The sequence below is a fragment of the Paracoccus broussonetiae genome (genome assembly GCF_031854425.1).
Lineage (GTDB): Bacteria > Pseudomonadota > Alphaproteobacteria > Rhodobacterales > Rhodobacteraceae > Paracoccus > Paracoccus broussonetiae.
Genome location: NZ_JAVRQI010000009.1, coordinates 198325 through 215876 on the forward strand (window position 1 = coordinate 198325; position 17552 = coordinate 215876).

Sequence of the window (17552 nt, forward strand, 5' to 3'; positions counted from 1 at the left end):
AGTAAATGGCCGCCGTCGCCCGCATCACGGAATCGCCATCCGGCGTGAGGAGCGGTCGCGCAAAGGCGTCAGAAATCGACGCAGATGCCCTTTTTCTCGTAATCGCCGAAGCGCACGGGTTCTGGGCCGTCGCGGCCGCCCAGTTCCTCCGGCAGGTCCAGCGGCGGGGTCTTGCGGCGGCGCTCCTCGGCCTCGGCCAGCGCGCGCTGGGCGGCGGGGGGAAGATCCTTGTGGTCGGTCATGGCGGTTTTCCCTGCATCGCGGTAAACCCGACCTATCTAGGCATGGGGGCCGAATTGGACAAGACGCGCAAGAATGGGCGGGGACCGCGTCCCGAACGCGGGGACACCGCGCGGCAGGGCACGCTGCGCCTGCTGGCGGCGGTCGAGGCCGGTGCGACCCTGGACGAGGCCGCTGCCGCCATCGAGACGCTTGAGCCGGCCGCCCGCGCCCGTGCCCGCCGCCTTGCGCTTGAGGTGTTGCGCCGGGTCGAGCGTTGCGATGCCCTGCTGGCCCCGCATCTGGCGCGCAGGCCGCGCCCCGAGATCATGCGCGTTCTGCGCCTTGCGACGGTCGAGTTGCTGGCGTTGGGCGAAGCGCCGCATGGCGCGGTCAATGCTGCGGTCTCGCTTTGCCGCGGGCTGGGCGGCAAGGGGCAGGCCGCGGCGGGCATGGTAAACGCCGTCCTGCGCAAGGTCGCTGCCTCGGCTGATGCCTGGGCCGCGCTGCCACCCCAGCGCCTGCCGGACTGGATGCGTGGGCCCATCGTTTCACAATGGGGCGAAGACGTTGCCATCGCCATCGAGGCTGCGCAGGAGGCCGGTGCGCCCCTGGACCTGACGCCAAGGTCGGGCGATGCGCCGGGCGAGACGCTGCCGACCGGGTCGCACCGCTTGCCCTCGACCACGCAGATCAGCGCGCTTGCCGGATATGACGGTGGCGACTGGTGGGTGCAGGACGCAGCGGCGGCGATGGCGGTCCGGGTCCTGAATCCCAGGCCGGGCGAAAGGATCGCCGATCTTTGCGCCGCGCCCGGCGGCAAGACCATGCAGCTTGCCGCGGCAGGGGCAGAGGTGACGGCGCTGGACATCTCGTCGTCACGACTGGCGCGGGTGGCCGAGAATCTGGAACGATGCCGGTTGAAGGCAAGCCTGATCGCAGCGGATGCGCTGGAGTGGCGGCCCGATGCGCCGCTGGATGCGATCCTGCTGGATGCGCCCTGTTCGGCCACCGGCACCGTGCGGCGCCATCCTGAACTGCCGCTGATCCGCGATGGCAGCGCCCTGTCGGGGCTGGTCGCCCTGCAGGCGCGCCTGATCGATCATGCGCTGTCGATCCTGCGTCCCGGCGGGCGACTGGTCTTTGCAACCTGCTCGCTTCTGCCTGCCGAGGGCGAGGAGCAGCTTGCCGCGGCTTTGGCCCGCAATCCCGGCGTCACGGTCGAACCGGCTGCTGCCCCCGGAATCGAGCCGGGCTGGCTGACGCCGCAAGGTGCGCTGCGCCTGCGTCCGGACCTGTGGCCGGATCGCGGCGGCATGGATGGGTTCTTCATCGCGTGCTTGCGGAAATCAGGTGCAAAGTCCTAAACTTGCCCCGTTCCAGCGAATGCGGCACAGATGAACGACACGCCCTCACCCCGAGGATTCCTGCGCCGGCCCGAGCCGAAGGCCATCGGCCATTCCGGCCTGGGTGAGCAGATCATCGCGGGTCAGATCAATCTGGGCGGCGTCACCCTGACGGGAGATTTCTTCGCCGTCGCGACTTCGGCCTCGGTTGCGGCGGAATTGCATGGTTTCGGTTGGCTGGACGACCTGGCCGCGGTCGGTTCGCCCAAGGCGCGGTCGATCGCGCAGCACCACGTCCTGCACTGGCTGCGCAAGCATCGCGCGGGGCCGAGGGATGGGCCTGAATGGCAGCCCGCCATTGCCGGGCGTCGGGTGCTGCGCTGGATCTTCCATGCAGGGATGATTCTGCCGGGGCTGGACCGGGACGAGGCAGAGCCCTATTTCCGCGCGCTTGACCAGCATCTGACCCATCTGCGTGGCAGTTGGTATGACTGTCCCGACGGCTTGCCGCGGCTTGAGGCGTTGGCTGGGCTGGCGATCGGGGCGATGTCGCTGCGCGACCGGCATGTCATGGCCGGTCCTGCCCTGATCGCGCTGGCCGAGGAGGCGGATGCGATGGGCGTTGCCACGCTGTCGGAATCTCGCTGCCCGGAAACCCTGCTCGACGGCATGGCCCTGCTGGTCTGGGCGCAAGAGATCGCCGACGAATCCGGGATCGAATCGCCCCCCGAGCTGCGCACCATCATCGCCGAGATCGCGCCGATCCTGCGTGCGCTGCGCCATGCCGACGGCTCGTTGCCGCGGTTTCACGGCGGCGGGCGCGGTGCGGCGGGGCGGCTTGACCGCTGCCTTCGCGCGGCCGAAGGGGCGGCCTTGCCCGCGCATGGCCTTGCCATGGGATTTGCCCGCATGGCGCGGGGGCGCACGACGCTGATCCTGGACGCCTCGCCCCCGCCCGGTGGGCCGGCGGCAGCACGCGCCCACGCCTCGACCCTTGCCTTCGAACTGACCGTCGCGCGCCAGCCGCTGATCGTGAATTGCGGGCCGGGGGACGGCTTCGGCCCGCTTTGGGCGCGGGCCAGCCGCGCGACCCCCAGTCATTCGGCGCTTTGCCTTGAGGGGCTGTCCTCGTCCCGTCTGAGCGCCAGCCGGCAGAAGGATGAGCCGGATATCCTGACCGAGCGTCCCGGCCTTGTCTGGGCGGGGGATTGCGATGCGCTAGGCAACCTGACGCCCCCGGATTGCGGGCCCGCCCATGCGCAGGATCCCGCGCATCTGCTGGCGGGACATGACGGCTGGCTGGACAGCCACGGCCTGACCCATCTGCGGGAACTGTGGCTTGCCCCCGATGGCGGGGCGCTGGAGGGCGAGGATTCGCTGGCCGCGCTGGACGCCACTGCGCAGGCCCGGCTGGACCATTTGCGCGGCCCGGACGGACTGGCCTTCGACATCCGCTTTCACCTTCATCCCGAGGTCGAGGCGCGGCAGCAGGACCAGGACATCCTTCTGACCCTGCCCACCGGTGATGAGTGGCGCTTTGCGCATGACGGCGTCGGGCGTGTCGCGCTTGAGGCAAGCTGCCTGCTGGATCGCGGCCTGCCGGAGCCACGCCCCGCGCGCCAGATCGTGCTTTCCGCGCGTTTGCAGGGCCGCGCGATCCAGATCGGCTGGACCTTGGCGCGTTCCGGCGCTAGGTGACTGGGCAAATCCGCGATCCAATACGGGGCTCCCACCGATGACCGACCGCATTCCTCTGAAGCGCGCGCTGATTTCCGTTTCCGACAAGACGGGGCTGATCGACTTTGCCCGCGCCCTTTCCGCGCGCGGGGTCGAGCTGCTTTCGACCGGCGGCACCGCCAAGGCGCTGCGCGGCGCAGGGCTTGCTGTGATCGACGTGGCCCAGGTCACCGGCTTTCCCGAGATGATGGATGGCCGCGTCAAGACGTTGCATCCGTCGGTCCATGGCGGGCTGCTGGCGCTGCGCGACAATGCCGAGCACATGTCGGCGGCCAATGCCCACGGCATCGGCATGATCGACCTTCTGGTCGTGAACCTTTACCCCTTCGAGGAGACTGTCGCGAAGGGCGCGGATTACGACGACTGCATCGAGAATATCGACATCGGCGGCCCGGCGATGATCCGTGCGGCCTCCAAGAACCACGCCTATGTCACCGTCGTCGTCGATGTCGCGGATTATGCCGCTGTCCTGCACGAGCTGGACCAGAACGACGACACCACCAGCTATGTCTTCCGCCAGCGGCAGGCGCAGATCGCCTATGCCCGGACCGCGGCCTATGACGCGGCGGTGTCCGGATGGCTTGCCCAGTCCATCGGCGAGGCGACCCCCCGCCGCCGCAGCTTCTCGGGCGAGCTTGCCCAGACCCTGCGCTATGGCGAGAACCCGCACCAGTCCGCCGCCTTCTACAAGGACGGCTCGGACCGGCCGGGCGTCGCGACCGCGAAGCAGTGGCAGGGCAAGGAACTCAGCTACAACAACATCAACGACACCGACGCGGCGTTCGAACTGGTGGCGGAATTCGACCCGGCCGAAGGGCCTGCCGTCGCAATCATCAAGCACGCCAATCCCTGTGGCGTTGCCCGTGGTGCCACCGCGCTCGATGCCTACCGCCGCGCCTATGACTGCGACCGCACCTCGGCATTTGGCGGGATCGTCGCGCTGAACTGCACGCTGGACGCAGATACGGCCCGCGCCATTACCGAGATTTTCACCGAGGTCGTCATCGCCCCCGACGCGACCGAGGAAGCACGCGAGATCTTTGCCGCCAAGAAGAACCTGCGCCTGCTGACCACGGGCGGACTGCCCGATCCGTCGGCCGCTGGCACCTCGTTCCGGCAGGTGGCGGGCGGCTTTCTGGTGCAGGGACGCGACAATGGCCGCGTCGCCCGGGCGGATCTGAAGGTGGTGACGCAGCGCCAGCCCTCGGATCAGGAGCTGGACGACCTGCTGTTCGCCTGGACCGTGGCCAAGCATGTCAAGTCGAACGCCATCGTCTATGCCAAGGATGGCGCGACCGTGGGTATCGGCGCGGGTCAGATGAGCCGCGTCGATTCGACCCGCATCGGCCGTCGCAAGTCCGAGGACATGGCCGAGGCGCTTGGACTGGCCGAGGCGACGACGATCGGTTCTGCCGTCTCGTCCGATGCCTTCTTTCCCTTTGCCGACGGGATCGAGGCGCTGGCGGCCGCCGGGGCCAAGGCGGTGATTCAGCCTGGCGGTTCGATGCGCGATGCCGAGGTGATCGAGGCCGCCGACCGTCTTGGACTGGCAATGGTCTTTACCGGCCAGCGCCACTTCCGCCACTGATGAGCCCGTCCGCGACCCCAAAGCCGCGGAAGTCTCCGACGGCGACGCGCAAGGCAGGTGCCCCGAAACGGGGTGCCCGCCCCCCGGTCTGGCGCAAGGTCGGCTTGACCGCCGCGGCGGTCTTCCTGCTGGATCAGGCGCTGAAATATCTTGTCGTGCATATCCTGCAACTGGATCGCGTGCGCGAGATCGATGTGCTCAGCCCTTGGCTGAATCTGCGCATGGCCTGGAATCAGGGCATGAATTTCGGCCTGTTCGCCAGCGATGTCGATGTCATGCGCTGGGTGCTGATCGCGATCGCCATTGCGGTTTGCGTTTGGGTCGGGGTCTGGATCGGGCGCACCCGACCGCGCAGCTTCGCGCTGATCTCGGCCGGAATGCTGATCGGCGGCGCGCTTGGTAACGTCGTCGACCGTCTGCTTTACGGCGCGGTCGCGGATTTCCTGAACATGTCGCTGCCCGGCTGGCGCAACCCCTACAGCTTCAACGTGGCCGATATCGCGATTTTCCTGGGCGCGGTCGGACTGGTCCTGCAACCGCCGGAAAAGCAGGTTGCGGCCAAAACCCGGCGCCAGCCCGCAAAGACGCGGGATGCGAAGCCGCGTGCCGCTGTTCCCGCGCAGGCGCAGGTACCCGCGCCTGAAGCGGCACCGGCACCCGCACCGTCTGGCGCACCCGTGGCGGCCCCGGCCTCGCGACCGTCGGCGCACTCGACCGGTCCGGGTCATGCCCCCACGCAAGGCGAACTCGCGCTGGATCCGACCCCACCCGACGACAAGCCCCGTGACGAGCCGGGCAATTCACGCTAAGAACGGCGCAAGACGAATATGAGGGACGGAAGATGCGGGCGATTGCGCTGACCATGACCATGCTGCTGCTGGCCGCGTGCAGCACCGATCCGCAGCTGATGAATCTCAGCACGAACCGTTCGGGACCGGACGAATTCGCCATTCTTCCGACGAAGCCGCTGACAATGCCACCGGACCTGAATGTGTTGCCGACCCCGACGCCGGGCGGCAGCAACATCACCGATCCGACGCCTGAAGCGGATGCCGTCGCTGCGCTTGGCGGCAATCCCGGCCAGCTTGCGGCGCAGGGGATCGGCAGCGCCGATGCGGCGCTGGTCGCCTATAGCTCTCGGCTGGGCCGCGATCCGGCGATCCGCCTGACCACCGCGCAGGAAGATCTGCAATGGCGTCAGCGCCATTCCCGCCGCGCGCTGGAAGTCATTGCCCGCACCGACGTCTATTACCGTGCCTATGACCCGATGACCTTGGACAGCTGGGCCGAACAGGAACGTTGGCGCCCGACCGGCGTGCAGATGCCGGCCGCTCCGCCGCGCGAAAGCCGCGGCAACGCCGACGCCATCGCCGCCCAGCGGGCCGAGGATCGGAGCCCGATCCTCAGCGGCGACTGATCCGGCCCTCGCGCACGATCACGGCATGATGACGGGCTGCTGACTTGCGCGGCCCGCCCGGTCAGGGCAGGTTCTGGCAGCGACCCGGAACCGGAGCCTGCCCCATGTCTATCCTGATGCGCCTTTCGCCCCTTGCGCTGGCGCTGGCCGCGACACCTGCGCTGGCCGAAATGCCCAAGGGAATCAGCCATTTCAAACTGGACAACGGTCTTGAGGCCGTGGTGATCGAGGATCACCGCGCCCCGGTCGTCGTCCAGATGGTCTGGTACAAGATCGGCTCGGCCGATGAACAGCCCGGCAAGTCCGGCATCGCACATTACCTGGAACACCTGATGTTCAAGGGAACCGACCGGCTGGGACCGGGCGAATTGTCCAAGACGGTCACCGCCAATGGCGGCATGGACAATGCCTTTACGAGCTATGACTACACCGCCTATTTCCAGCGCATCGCCTCGGACCGGCTGCCGCTGGTCATGGACATGGAATCCGACCGGATGGCCAATCTGCGCATCGGCGAGGACGACTGGAAGGCCGAGCGTCAGGTCGTGCTTGAAGAGCGCTCGCAGCGCACCGACAGCGATCCCGGCGCCCAGTTCTCCGAGGAACGCAGCGCCGTCCAGTTCTACAACCATCCCTATGGCCGCCCCGTCATCGGTTGGCGGCACGAGATGGAGGGGCTAACGCGCGACGATGCCATCGCCTGGTACGATGCGCATTACGCCCCGAACGACGCGGTGCTGGTCATCGCGGGCGACGTGACGCCCGAAAAAGCCAAGGAACTGGCCGAGAAGTACTACGGTCCGATCGCCCCCAAGGAAAATTCGACCCGCAAGCCCCGCCCGCAGGAGCCCGAGCAGCGTTCGGCCCGCCGGATGGAGCGCAGCGACCCGCGCGTCGCGCAGCCGGTCCTGATGCGCACGACCCTTGCACCCGAACGCAATGCCGGCGACCAGAAACAGGCCGCCGCGTTGACCGTACTGGCCGAGCTGCTGGCGGGTTCTGCCCAAACCTCGGTTCTGGCCCGGGATCTGGTGCTGACCGGCAAGGCTCTTTACGTCGATGCCTCCTATGACGGGTTGACGGTCGATCCGACCACGTTCGGCCTGTCTCTGGTTCCCGGCCCCGGTGTCAGCAACGCCGATGCCGAAGCGGCGCTGGATGCCGCGCTGGCGAAATTCCTGCAGGACGGCCCGGATGCCCAGCAGCTTGAGCGGGTCAAGACCCAGATCCGGGCCGCGCGCATCTATGCCCAGGATTCGGCGCATGGCCGGGCCTATGACTATGGGCAGGGGCTGTCGGTCGGCCTGACGGTCGAGGATGTGAACGACTGGCCCGACATTCTGGGCGACGTGACTGCCGACGACATCCGCGCCGCCGCGAAGCTGGTTCTGGACAGCCGCGCCAGCGTCACCGCATGGCTTCTGCCGCAAGCGGGGGCCGATGCCGCCGCTGCCGAAGCCGTCCCTGCCGCAGTCACCACTGCCGAGGAAGTCCAATGATCCGCGCGCTTGCAACCCTTGTCTTCGTCGCGCTGGCCAGCCTGCCGGCCCGTGCCATCGAGATCCAGGAAATCACCTCTCCCGGCGGGATCAAGGCCTGGCTGGTCGAGGATCACTCGATCCCCTTCACCGCGCTGTCCCTGATGTTCAAGGGCGGCGCCAGTTTGGACGCGCCTGAAAAGCGTGGTGCGATCAACCTGATGACCGCGCTGCTTGAGGAAGGCTCGGGCCAGATGAACTCGGTCCAATACGCCGAGGCGGTCGAGGGGCTGGGGGCGATGAACCGCTTTGACGTGGGCGATGATGCCCTGACCGTCAGCGCCCGCGCCCTGACCGAGAATCGCGACCAGGCCGCCGACCTGCTGCGCCAGGCCCTGACCGACCCGCGCTTTGACGCCGACGCGGTCGAGCGTGTGCGTGCGCAGGTCCAGTCTGTGATCCTCAGCGAGGCGACCGACCCGAGCTCGATCGCGGCCAAGGAAATGGCCCGCCTGTCTTGGGGCGATCACCCCTATGCCACCTCGATCAACGGGACGGCGGAATCGGTCAAGGCGCTGACCCGTGATGACCTGATCGACGCCAAGAACCGCGTATTGGCGCGTGACCGCGTGGTCGTAGCCGCAGCGGGCGACATCAGTGCCGAGGATCTTGGCAAGCTGATCGACAAGATCCTGGGCGGGCTGCCCGAAAAGGGATCTGCGCCCCTGCCGGAACCCGCCAAGCTTGGCCTGACAGGCGGTGTGACCGTCATCGACTGGGACAGTCCGCAGACGGTGGTGAATTTCGCGCAACCCGGCCTGCCCATGTCCGACCCCGACTATTTCGCCGCCTTTGTCGCGGACCATATTCTGGGCGGCGGCGGGTTTTCGTCGCGCCTGATGGACCAGATCCGCGAAAAGCGTGGGCTTACCTATGGCGTCGGAACCGGCCTTTCGAACGGTGTCTATGGCGAGACCTGGGCCGGGGCCATGGCCAGCGCCAATGAAAAGGTGGCCGAGGCCATCGGTCTGATCCGTCAGGAATGGGACCGCTTCAGCCAAAGCCCGGTCAGCGACAAGGAGCTGACCGACGCCAAGACCTATCTGACTGGCGAATATCCCTTGCGGTTCAACGGCAATGGCAAGATCGCCAGCATCCTTGCCGGGATGCAGCTGATCGGGCTGCCTGCCGATTACGTGAATACCCGCAATTCGAAGATCGAGGCCGTCACGGCCGAGGACGTCCAGCGCGTTGCCAAGCGCCTGCTGCATTCCGATCAGATCCGCTTCGTCCTGGTCGGGCGGCCGCAGGGCGTCTCGGCAAGCAACTGACGAACTCTTTCCTGATTTGTCCGATACTGCTAAATCTGGGGGCATGAACAGTCATGCCCCCAACATGCGTCCCATCATCCGCCAGCTTGATGAAGCCGCCGCCAACCGCATCGCAGCGGGCGAGGTGGTTGAGCGCCCGGCCTCGGCGGTCAAGGAGCTGGTCGAGAATGCGTTGGATGCCGGCGCGAGCCGCATCGACATCGCGATCTCCAAGGGGGGCAAGGGGCTGATCCGCGTCGGTGACGACGGTTGCGGCATGACAGCCGAGGATCTGCCGCTGGCGCTGTCCCGCCACGCCACCAGCAAGATCGACGGCAGCGACCTGCTGGACATCCGCAGCTTCGGCTTCCGGGGCGAGGCGTTGCCCAGCCTTGGTGCTGTCGGTCGCCTGACGCTGACCAGCCGCGCGCAGGGTTTCGAGGGGGCGCAGATCGCCGTTCAGGGCGGGCGCATCGGCCCGGTCCGGCCCGCGGCGGGCAATCGCGGTACCGTAGTCGAACTGCGCGACCTGTTCTTCGCTACGCCCGCGCGTTTGAAATTCCTGCGCAGCGACCGCGCCGAGACGCAGGCCGTGGCCGAGGTCATCCGCCGCCTTGCAATGGCCGAACCCTATGTCGGCTTCACCCTGACCGACGAGGATGAGGGCCGCCAGCTTCTGCGCGTCGATGCCGAGCAGGGTGAACTGTTCGGCGCGCTTCAGACCCGGCTGGCCCGGATCATGGGGCGCGAGTTCATCGAGAATTGCCTGCCGATCGACGCGACCCGCGACGGTATCACCCTGACCGGCTTTGCGGCGCTGCCGACCTATTCGCGCGGGGCGGCAGTGGCCCAGCACCTGTTCGTGAACGGTCGCCCGGTTCGTGACAAGCTGCTGACCGGGGCGCTGCGCGCGGGCTACATGGACGTGCTGCCCTCGGGGCGCTATCCGGCCGCGGTCCTGTTCGTGACCTGCGATCCCCATCAGGTCGATGTGAACGTCCACCCGGCCAAAGCCGAGGTGCGGTTCCGCGAACCCGACATCGCCCGAGGTCTTGTTGTCAGCGCCCTGCGTCACGGGCTGGCGGGGGCAGGGCATCGCAGCTCGACCACGGTGGCGACGGCGGCGCTTGGCGCGGCACGGGTCGAGGCTGCGCCGGAGGCGGTTGCAACCCGCGCCTATCAGGCAAGCTATGCCCCGGCCGCACGCCCCTCGCCGCAGGCCATCGCCGCGAGCATGGCCTTTCAGGCCCCCGGCTTTGCCGAGGCGCCGACGGCGCGGGTTGAACCGGAAATCGAGGTCGAAGCCGACGCCCCTCTGGGCGCCGCCCGCGCACAGCTGCATGAAAACTGGATCATCGCCCAGACCGCGAATGGCATCGTCATCGTCGACCAGCATGCCGCGCATGAGCGGCTGGTCTATGAACGGCTGAAGACCCAGGCCGAGGCGCGCCGTGTCGCCAGCCAGGCCCTGCTGATCCCCGAGATCGTCGAACTTTCTGACGCCGACGCGCAGCGTATCCTGTCCATCGCCGATGACCTGGCAGAACTGGGGCTGGTGATCGAACCGTTCGGCGGTGGCGCGGTTGCCGTGCGCGAGGTTCCGGCCCTGATCCGCCGCATCAATGCCCCCGCGCTGATCCGCGACATCCTGGACGATCTTGCCGATCAGGGCACATCGGACCGCTTGAAGGCCCGCGTCGATGCGGTGCTGTCGTCGATGGCCTGCCATGGCTCGGTCCGTTCGGGCCGGCGGATGACGGCGGACGAGATGAACGCTCTGCTGCGCGAGATGGAGCGGACGCCCCGTTCGGGACAGTGCAACCACGGCCGCCCGACCTGGATCGAGCTGAAACTGGGCGACATCGAGCGGCTTTTCGGTCGCTAGTTGACCTGCGCCCCGGCTGGCGCGACACTTCGCTGCAAGGAGAGGTCGCCATGCTGGAAATCAGCCCTGAGAAGATTGCCCATGTCATCATCCGCGCGCGTGAATACGACAGCGGGGTCAACGCCTGGGCGCATAGCGGCCATCGGCGGGGTCACGGGACCGAGACCGAGCTATCCGAATTCATCGCCAGCCTGAACGATGATGAAAAGGCCAGCCTTGTCGCGGTGATGTGGATTGGCCGCGACACCTTTGCCGCCGAGGATCTGGCCGAGGCAATTCGCACCGCCAAGGTCGAGAACCGCTCGCCCACCGAGAGTTACCTGATGGGAGAGCCGCAGCTGGCCGATTACCTTGAAGCCGGGATGGAGGCCTTGGGGATTTCACCCGAAGAGGCCGAGGATGACCTGCATCACCCCGTGTGACCCGGACTAGCGCGTCAGTCGGATCAGCGCGCCGTCATCGGCATCGGTCAGGATCAGCATCGAACCATCCGCATCGACGGCGACATCGCGCACGCGCCCGATCCCCTCGGCCAGATGCTGTTCGCCGGTCACGCGCCCCTCGGACATTTTCAGGCGGACAAGGGACTGCGATTTCAACCCGCCGATCAGCGCATCACCCCGCATTTCGGGGAACATCGCGCCGTCGTAAAAGACAAGGCCGCTGGGGGCGATGACCGGATCCCAGTAATAGACCGGCTGCTCCATCCCGTCTTGCGCGGTGATGCCCTTGCCGATGGGCTTGCCGCTGTAATCCTCGCCATAGGTGATGATCGGCCAGCCGTAATTGCGCCCGGCCTGGGGCATGTTCAGCTCATCCCCGCCCTTGGCGCCATGCTCGACGGTCCAAAGCCGGCCCTGTCCGTCCAGCGCCGCCGCCTGCAGGTTGCGATGGCCCCATGACCAGATCTCGGGCTGACCGCCACCCTGCGCAAAGGGATTGCCCGGAAGCCCGCGTCCCGTTTCGGGATCGATGCGCAAAACCTTGCCCAGATGGGTGTTCACGTCCTGCGCCAGTTTCCGCGGCTCGGGCAGGGATCTTTCGCCGGTGGTCACGAACAGCATGCCATCTGCATCAAAGACCAGCCGCGAGCCATAATGCATGGTCGAGTCCCAGGCCGGTTCCTGGCGGAAGATGACGCGGACGTCGCTGATTGCCGTGCCGTCCGCCGATAAAGTCCCGGTCGCGACCGAGGTCGAGGTCTTGCCGCCGTCGCGGGGTTCGGCAAAGCTCCACCACAGGCGGCGGGTCTGGGCGAAATCGTCCCGGACCGCGACGTCAAGAAGCCCGCCCTGCTTGCGCGTGTCGACCTGCGGAAGACCGGATAGCGGTTCGCTCAGCTTGCCATCGGCAAGGATGCGCATCTTTCCGGGTCTTTCGGTGATCACCCAGCCGCCATCCGGCAGCGCGGCCATCCCCCAGGGGTGATCGAACCCCGAGACCACGACATCTTGTTTCACGTGAACCCCGTCCGTCAGTTCCGGGGCACGGGTCTGGCCGTCAAAGGCGGGCTGCTGGTCCGGGGCGTTCGGAGGCTGCTGGTTCAGCTGCGCGGCGGCGGGTGTCGCCGCCAGTCCGGCGAGAAGGCTAAGCGTGCAAAGACGGGGCATGGTCGCGATCCTTTGGGTGAAGCGGCAGGGGATACCCGCCAACACCCCGCGAACCCGCCCCGTTCCCTGACAATTCCGTCAGCGCATTCCCCTGTGCGTCGGGCGGTCAGGGGGGCGGACGGTCAGGGAAAGACCGCGTCCGCGCCTGCGGGCGGGCGGCGCGCGCCAAGGAAGGGGCCCTGACCCGCCGCGTCGATGCGCGTAATGGCCGCGGCGATCGGCTCGATCACCACGCTCATGGTCCAGGCTGTGGCGTGGATCATGCGGGTCGCGTCCAGCGCGATGGCGACATGGCCGGGCCAGAACAGCAGGTCGTTGCGGCGAATTTCGCCCTCGACCACCGGAAAGGCGGCTTGCTGCATGTCGCTGTCGCCGGGACAGGCGATGGCGCAGGCGGTCAAAGAAGCCTGCGCAAGTCCCGAACAATCGATCCCCCAGCGGCTGTTTCCTCCCCACAGATAGGGGGTGCCGATCAGCGTTTCGGCGACGCTGGCCGGATCGCTGGCGGGCTGGTCGGAAAGATGCTGGCGCGGCACCCAGCCGCCTTGCGCAAGCTGGGCGAAGCCGTCCTGCCAGGCCACGACCGACAGGCGCGCGCCGATCGACAGGCCGCCCAGTTCGGTCGTCTTGATGCTGGGCTGGGGATAGACATGCGTCGCGGGTGCGCTGACGCGATGCGTGACCGGCTGTACCGCCGAACCAAGCGCGTTGTCCCGCAGCCAACCGCAATAGCCGTCCGCGACCGCCTGCACAAAGGACCAGCCGTCGCGTTCCTCGATCACCGTCAGCTCGGCGCCGTGGTTGACCTGTCGGTCGCGCGCGCCCCCCGGCTCGCGGCACAGATCCGCCAGCGCCACCTGCAGGCGCGCCGGGCGACCGGCGGTATAGACGGGGCGGTTCAGCACGCCGCGCAACGATTCCAACGCGACGTTTTGCGTCGCAGGGGTCAGGCGGCGGTCCGTCCTTGGTTCGGCGGTCTGGGTCGATGCGGTCACTTCAGGATCTCCGGCAGGGCGTTCAGGATGGCGCGCATTCCTTGCCCGGTGCCGCCCTTGGTGCGTCCGGGGGCAGCGACGGGCTGCCAGCCGTAAATGTCGAAATGCAGGTAAGTCGCGTCCTCGCCCGCAAAGCGGCGCAGGAACAGGGCGGCGGTGATCGCGCCCGCGAAGCCGCCACCCGGCGCGTTGTCCAGATCCGCGATGACCGGCTCGATCATGGATTCGTAAGGCTCCCAGAACGGCATGCGCCAGATCGGGTCGGCATTGTCGCGCCCGGCCCGCTGGACTGCCGTCGCGGTGCCGTCATCGTCGCAGAAAAAGGGCGGCAGGTCCGGCCCAAGCGCCACCCTTGCGGCCCCGGTCAATGTCGCCATCGAGATCAGGACGGCGGGCTTTTCCTCGGCCGCGAGGGCGAGGGCATCCGCCAGAACAAGACGGCCTTCGGCATCGGTATTGTTGATCTCGACGGTCAGGCCCTTGCGGCTGGTCAGGATGTCGCCGGGGCGGAAGGCATTGCCCGCGATCGAGTTCTCGACCGCCGGGATCAGCACCCGCAGGCGCATCCCCGCAGTCAGGCCCAGCCGGGCCAGGGTCTCGGCCAGGCCCAGCACGTTCGCGGCACCGCCCATGTCCTTTTTCATCAGCCCCATCGAGGATGGCGGCTTGATGTCCAGCCCGCCGGTATCGAAGCAGACGCCCTTGCCGACCAGGGTCAGCATCGGCCCTTCGCCGGGAAAGCGCAGGTCGATCAGGCGCGGGGCCTGCGCCCCGGCGCGGCCGACCGCATGGATCATCGGGAAGTTCTGGGCCAGCAGATCCTGCCCCTCGATCACCGAGATGCGGGCACCGTGGCGTGCGGCCAGCGCACGCGCCGCCTGTTCCAGATCCGCCGGACCCATGTCGGATGCGGGCGTATTGATCAGGTCGCGCGCCAGATATTCGCCCGCGGCCAGGGCCAGCACGCGATCCGCATCCACGCCCTCGGGGCAGACCAGTCGTGCGGCCGGGGTCTTGCCCTGCTTGTAGCGAGTGAAGCGGTATTGCGCGAAAAGCCAGCCAAGCGCGCCAAGCTGCGGGTCGAACCCCTCGGGCGCGTTGGCCAGGTGCCAGTCGCCTTCGGGCAGCGTCTCGGCCGCCTTGGCAAGGGAATAGCGTTCGCGGGCGGGGCGGCTAGCGGGATCGGCCTGCGGGCCGATGCCGAAAAGCGCCCCGGCGATGACACCGCCCTCACCCGGCAGCAGGCAAAGCTGGCCCGCCGTTCCGGCAAAGCCCTGCGCCAGCGCCCAGGTGCGGTCGGACGCGGCCAGACCTTCGGGCAGGGCGGGGCCGTCGGCACCCGGCCGGACCAGCCAAAGCGGCAGGCTGGCAGAGAAGGGGGCTGCAAATTCGGGAAGAGGTGTCATGGCACGGGCCTTTTCTTGGTCTTGCCGTCAACCTAGCGCGCGGGGTGACGACCGCAAGCCCCGCTTACCCGGCGGCGGGATCGGGGCGGTCACATATCCGCGTCAGGGAACTGTCGCCGATCCGGCGCAGCCGGGCCGAGGTCGCTGCCAGACCGCCAGCATCGCGCCGCTCGGCGCAGGTGCCGACGTCGATGGCGACCGCTGCCATCGAAACCAGCCCCAGTTGCCATGCCAACCGCGAGATACGGTCGGCGTCGCAGGCGACCGCGACCAGATCGCCGCGCGCAATCGCGGCCTCGGTCCGGTTCAGCGCCAGTCGAAGCTGCTCCAGCGCGGCCGAGATGATGCGCGCAGCCGAGGCCTCGCCCAGGGCTTCGACCATCTGGTTCAGCCTTTGCCGGTCGATCGTCGACTGCTCTTCGACCGCCAGCCTTGCAATTCCCGCCATGTATCCCACCCTACTCGATAAGTCGCGAAACACAGCTTTCGCAGCCATCTCTCAAGAAATGGTTGAGGGGGTGTCGCTAAACCCCTCGAACTTTATCGGTTCCGGGGGTATCAAGTCGCCAAACAGCCAGATGAGGATATGATGAAACAGGCGCGTCCGCTGCCCCCGTATCTAGTCCAGCGCTATCAGGGCTGGCGCGCGACGACCTTCGGCGAGAATCGCAGCTGGTACCGTCGCCTTGCCGAAGTTGGCCAGCATCCGCGCGCGATGGTCATCGCCTGCTGTGACTCTCGCGTGCATGTGACCTCGATCTTCGGCGCCGACACGGGTGAGTTTTTCATCCACAGGAACATCGCGAATCTCGTGCCGCCCTATCTGCCGGACGGACAGCAGCACGGCACCTCGGCTGCGATCGAATATGCGGTAAACGCCCTCAAGATCGCGCATCTCGTGGTCGTGGGGCACACGAATTGCGGCGGCGTCGTCGGCTGCCACGCGATGTGCCACGGCAACGCGCCCGAACTGGAAGAGAAATCCAGCTTCGTCGGCCGCTGGATGGACATTCTGCGTCCCGGATACGAGCGCATCGCCCATCTGCCCGACGACCAGCAGATCGCCGCGCTGGAACAGCAGGCGGTGCTGATCTCGCTGGAGAACCTGATGACCTTCCCCTTCATCCGGGAAAATGTCGAGGCGGGCTCGTTGACGCTGCATGGCGTCGTCCATGACATCGGCGAAGGCACGCTGCTGGAATACCTGCCGGAGACGGACAGCTTCACCCTGCTCGGCTAAGGCGTTCGGGCATCGCAAGCCGCCTCAAGGGCTGATATGGCAGTCCCCGGTTCAGCCAGGAGGATTTGCCATGACCACAGCGCCCAGCCCCGAAGACATTGCCCGGATGGATGCCAGCGACCCGCTGGCCCGGCTTCGGCAAGGTTTCCTGCTGGCCGAGGGCGAGGTCTATCTGGACGGGAACTCGTTGGGCGTGGCCAGCGCCGCCGCGCTGGATGCGTTGCGCATCGGCGCGCGCGAAGAATGGTCGCAGGGCCTGATCCGCAGCTGGAACACCGCCGGCTGGTTCGACCTTCCGGTCGAGCTGGGCGACGCGATCGGCCGCCTGGTCGGGGCCGCGCAGGGACAGGTCGTGGTTTCCGACACGACCTCGATCAACATATACAAGGCCCTGCATGCGGCGATCGGCCTGCGGCCCGGTCGCAAGGTGATCGTGGCCGAGGCGGGCAGCTTTCCGACCGATCTTTACATTGCCGAGGGCGTGATCTCGACCCTGCCGGGCGTGACGATGCGGCTTGAGGGGCGCGATGCCGACCGGATCGAGGATCTGCTGGACGACGATGTTGCTGCGGTCCTGGTCAATCATGTGAACTACAAGACCGGGGCGCTGCGCGACATGGCGGAACTGACGCGCGCCATCCACGGCGTCGGCGCGCTGGCGGTCTGGGATCTTTGCCATTCGGCGGGGGCACTGCCCATCACGCTGGATGAAGCGAATGCCGATTTCGCGGTCGGCTGCACCTATAAATACCTGAATGGAGGCCCCGGCTCTCCTGCCTTCATCTATGTCGCGTCGCGTCATCTGGACAAGGCGCAGCAACCGTTGAGCGGGTGGTGGGGCCACGCCCGTCCCTTTGCCTTCGAGACCGGCTATCAGGGCGATCCCGGCATTCGCCGCTTTCAATGCGGCACGCAACCGGTCCTGTCATTGCGGGCCTTGAAAGGCGCGCTTTCGGTCTGGGACGATGTCGACATGGGTCAGCTTCGCGCCAAGAGCATCGCGCTGACCGAGCTTTTCATCCAGCTGGTCGAAGAGAAATGCACGGGTCATGGTCTGGTCCTTGAAAGCCCGCGCGATCCCGCGCGTCGCGGCAGCCAGGTCGCGTTTGGCCATGAGCACGCCTATGAGATCGTCCAGGCGCTGATCGAGCGCGGCGTGATCGGTGATTTCCGCGCGCCCCATACGCTGCGCTTCGGCTTCACCCCACTGTATCTGAGCCATGCCGATGTGGCGCGCGCCGTGCAGGTGCTGGCCGATGTGCTGGAATCGGGGCTGTGGCGCGAGCCGCGCTTTGCGGTCCGCGGCGCGGTGACCTGAAGC

Annotated in this window: 16 protein-coding genes; 11 read left to right on the forward strand and 5 right to left on the reverse strand. The window is 67.3% G+C overall.

The genetic code is table 11. The annotated features are described in order from the left end of the window. Positions 1-68: 68 nt before the first annotated feature. On the reverse strand, positions 69-242 hold the full coding sequence (locus tag RM190_RS13365; RefSeq protein ID WP_311759952.1) for a DUF1674 domain-containing protein: 174 nt from the start codon (positions 240-242) through the stop codon (positions 69-71). A 42-nt stretch (positions 243-284) separates the two neighbouring features. Between RM190_RS13365 and RM190_RS13370 the strand changes: the two genes are divergently transcribed. The 9 genes from RM190_RS13370 to RM190_RS13410 all read left to right on the forward strand — a co-directional run bounded on the left by RM190_RS13370 (position 285) and on the right by RM190_RS13410 (position 11402). After that, positions 285-1586 (forward strand): RsmB/NOP family class I SAM-dependent RNA methyltransferase, encoded by a 1302-nt coding sequence (locus tag RM190_RS13370; protein ID WP_311759953.1) that lies wholly within the window; start codon positions 285-287, stop codon positions 1584-1586. Positions 1587-1616: 30 nt separating this feature from the next. Then, on the forward strand, positions 1617-3263 hold the full coding sequence (locus tag RM190_RS13375; protein WP_311759954.1) for a heparinase II/III family protein: 1647 nt from the start codon (positions 1617-1619) through the stop codon (positions 3261-3263). 37 nt (positions 3264-3300) lie between these two features. Continuing rightward, positions 3301-4890 (forward strand): bifunctional phosphoribosylaminoimidazolecarboxamide formyltransferase/IMP cyclohydrolase, encoded by a 1590-nt coding sequence (purH, locus tag RM190_RS13380; RefSeq protein WP_311759955.1) that lies wholly within the window; start codon positions 3301-3303, stop codon positions 4888-4890. Beyond that, a complete protein-coding gene (gene lspA, locus RM190_RS23400) occupies positions 4890-5699 on the forward strand; it encodes a signal peptidase II (protein WP_390908389.1) in 810 nt (269 codons plus the stop codon). Before purH ends, lspA begins: the two co-directional genes overlap by 1 nt. Before the next feature lie 32 nt (positions 5700-5731). Further along, positions 5732-6307 (forward strand): DUF3035 domain-containing protein, encoded by a 576-nt coding sequence (locus tag RM190_RS13390; RefSeq protein ID WP_311759956.1) that lies wholly within the window; start codon positions 5732-5734, stop codon positions 6305-6307. Between the two features lie 104 nt (positions 6308-6411). Further along, positions 6412-7806, forward strand: a complete 1395-nt coding sequence (locus RM190_RS13395) for a M16 family metallopeptidase (protein WP_311759957.1) — start codon at positions 6412-6414, stop codon at positions 7804-7806. After that, entirely contained in the window at positions 7803-9116 is a 1314-nt protein-coding gene (locus RM190_RS13400; RefSeq protein ID WP_311759958.1) for a M16 family metallopeptidase, read from the forward strand. The genes RM190_RS13395 and RM190_RS13400 overlap by 4 nt, the downstream gene beginning before the upstream one ends. Positions 9117-9159: 43 nt before the next feature. Continuing rightward, positions 9160-10980 (forward strand): DNA mismatch repair endonuclease MutL, encoded by a 1821-nt coding sequence (mutL, locus tag RM190_RS13405; protein WP_311759959.1) that lies wholly within the window; start codon positions 9160-9162, stop codon positions 10978-10980. A 50-nt stretch (positions 10981-11030) separates the two neighbouring features. Continuing rightward, positions 11031-11402: a DUF3775 domain-containing protein gene (locus tag RM190_RS13410; RefSeq protein ID WP_311759960.1), complete on the forward strand. Its 372-nt coding sequence runs from the start codon at positions 11031-11033 to the stop codon at positions 11400-11402. A gap of 6 nt (positions 11403-11408) precedes the next feature. Here the strand turns inward: RM190_RS13410 and RM190_RS13415 are convergent, their stop codons facing one another. The 4 genes from RM190_RS13415 to RM190_RS13430 form a co-directional block, all read right to left on the reverse strand. Then, positions 11409-12590, reverse strand: a complete 1182-nt coding sequence (locus tag RM190_RS13415; protein WP_311759961.1) for a PQQ-dependent sugar dehydrogenase — start codon at positions 12588-12590, stop codon at positions 11409-11411. A 122-nt stretch (positions 12591-12712) separates the two neighbouring features. Continuing rightward, positions 12713-13585: a C40 family peptidase gene (locus RM190_RS13420; RefSeq protein ID WP_311759962.1), complete on the reverse strand. Its 873-nt coding sequence runs from the start codon at positions 13583-13585 to the stop codon at positions 12713-12715. Further along, complete coding sequence (locus RM190_RS13425) at positions 13582-14991, reverse strand: leucyl aminopeptidase family protein (protein WP_311759963.1); 1410 nt, start codon at positions 14989-14991, stop codon at positions 13582-13584. The genes RM190_RS13420 and RM190_RS13425 overlap by 4 nt, the downstream gene beginning before the upstream one ends. 64 nt (positions 14992-15055) lie before the next feature. Beyond that, the gene (locus RM190_RS13430; RefSeq protein WP_311759964.1) at positions 15056-15439 is read right to left on the reverse strand and encodes a hypothetical protein; all 384 of its coding nucleotides are present in this window, start codon (positions 15437-15439) and stop codon (positions 15056-15058) included. Positions 15440-15580: 141 nt separating this feature from the next. Here RM190_RS13430 and RM190_RS13435 point away from each other — a divergent pair, with 141 nt between their 5' ends. After that, on the forward strand, positions 15581-16231 hold the full coding sequence (locus RM190_RS13435; RefSeq protein WP_311759965.1) for a carbonic anhydrase: 651 nt from the start codon (positions 15581-15583) through the stop codon (positions 16229-16231). Between the two features lie 106 nt (positions 16232-16337). Next, positions 16338-17549 carry a kynureninase gene (kynU, locus tag RM190_RS13440; RefSeq protein ID WP_311759982.1) on the forward strand — a complete coding sequence of 404 codons (1212 nt, stop codon included), beginning with the start codon at positions 16338-16340 and terminating at the stop codon, positions 17547-17549. Positions 17550-17552: the final 3 nt, after the last annotated feature.

What these genes read in the sequence shown, in the direction of transcription:
- RM190_RS13365 (WP_311759952.1), bottom strand. Translation starts at nt 242, where the DNA reads ATGACCGACCACAAGGATCTTCCCCCCGCCGCCCAGCGCGCGCTGGCC.
- RM190_RS13370 (WP_311759953.1), top strand. Translation starts at nt 285, where the DNA reads ATGGGGGCCGAATTGGACAAGACGCGCAAGAATGGGCGGGGACCGCGT.
- RM190_RS13375 (WP_311759954.1), top strand. Translation starts at nt 1,617, where the DNA reads ATGAACGACACGCCCTCACCCCGAGGATTCCTGCGCCGGCCCGAGCCG.
- purH (WP_311759955.1), top strand. Translation starts at nt 3,301, where the DNA reads ATGACCGACCGCATTCCTCTGAAGCGCGCGCTGATTTCCGTTTCCGAC.
- lspA (WP_390908389.1), top strand. Translation starts at nt 4,890, where the DNA reads ATGAGCCCGTCCGCGACCCCAAAGCCGCGGAAGTCTCCGACGGCGACG.
- RM190_RS13390 (WP_311759956.1), top strand. Translation starts at nt 5,732, where the DNA reads ATGCGGGCGATTGCGCTGACCATGACCATGCTGCTGCTGGCCGCGTGC.
- RM190_RS13395 (WP_311759957.1), top strand. Translation starts at nt 6,412, where the DNA reads ATGTCTATCCTGATGCGCCTTTCGCCCCTTGCGCTGGCGCTGGCCGCG.
- RM190_RS13400 (WP_311759958.1), top strand. Translation starts at nt 7,803, where the DNA reads ATGATCCGCGCGCTTGCAACCCTTGTCTTCGTCGCGCTGGCCAGCCTG.
- mutL (WP_311759959.1), top strand. Translation starts at nt 9,160, where the DNA reads ATGAACAGTCATGCCCCCAACATGCGTCCCATCATCCGCCAGCTTGAT.
- RM190_RS13410 (WP_311759960.1), top strand. Translation starts at nt 11,031, where the DNA reads ATGCTGGAAATCAGCCCTGAGAAGATTGCCCATGTCATCATCCGCGCG.
- RM190_RS13415 (WP_311759961.1), bottom strand. Translation starts at nt 12,590, where the DNA reads ATGCCCCGTCTTTGCACGCTTAGCCTTCTCGCCGGACTGGCGGCGACA.
- RM190_RS13425 (WP_311759963.1), bottom strand. Translation starts at nt 14,991, where the DNA reads ATGACACCTCTTCCCGAATTTGCAGCCCCCTTCTCTGCCAGCCTGCCG.
- RM190_RS13430 (WP_311759964.1), bottom strand. Translation starts at nt 15,439, where the DNA reads ATGGCGGGAATTGCAAGGCTGGCGGTCGAAGAGCAGTCGACGATCGAC.
- RM190_RS13435 (WP_311759965.1), top strand. Translation starts at nt 15,581, where the DNA reads ATGAAACAGGCGCGTCCGCTGCCCCCGTATCTAGTCCAGCGCTATCAG.
- kynU (WP_311759982.1), top strand. Translation starts at nt 16,338, where the DNA reads ATGGATGCCAGCGACCCGCTGGCCCGGCTTCGGCAAGGTTTCCTGCTG.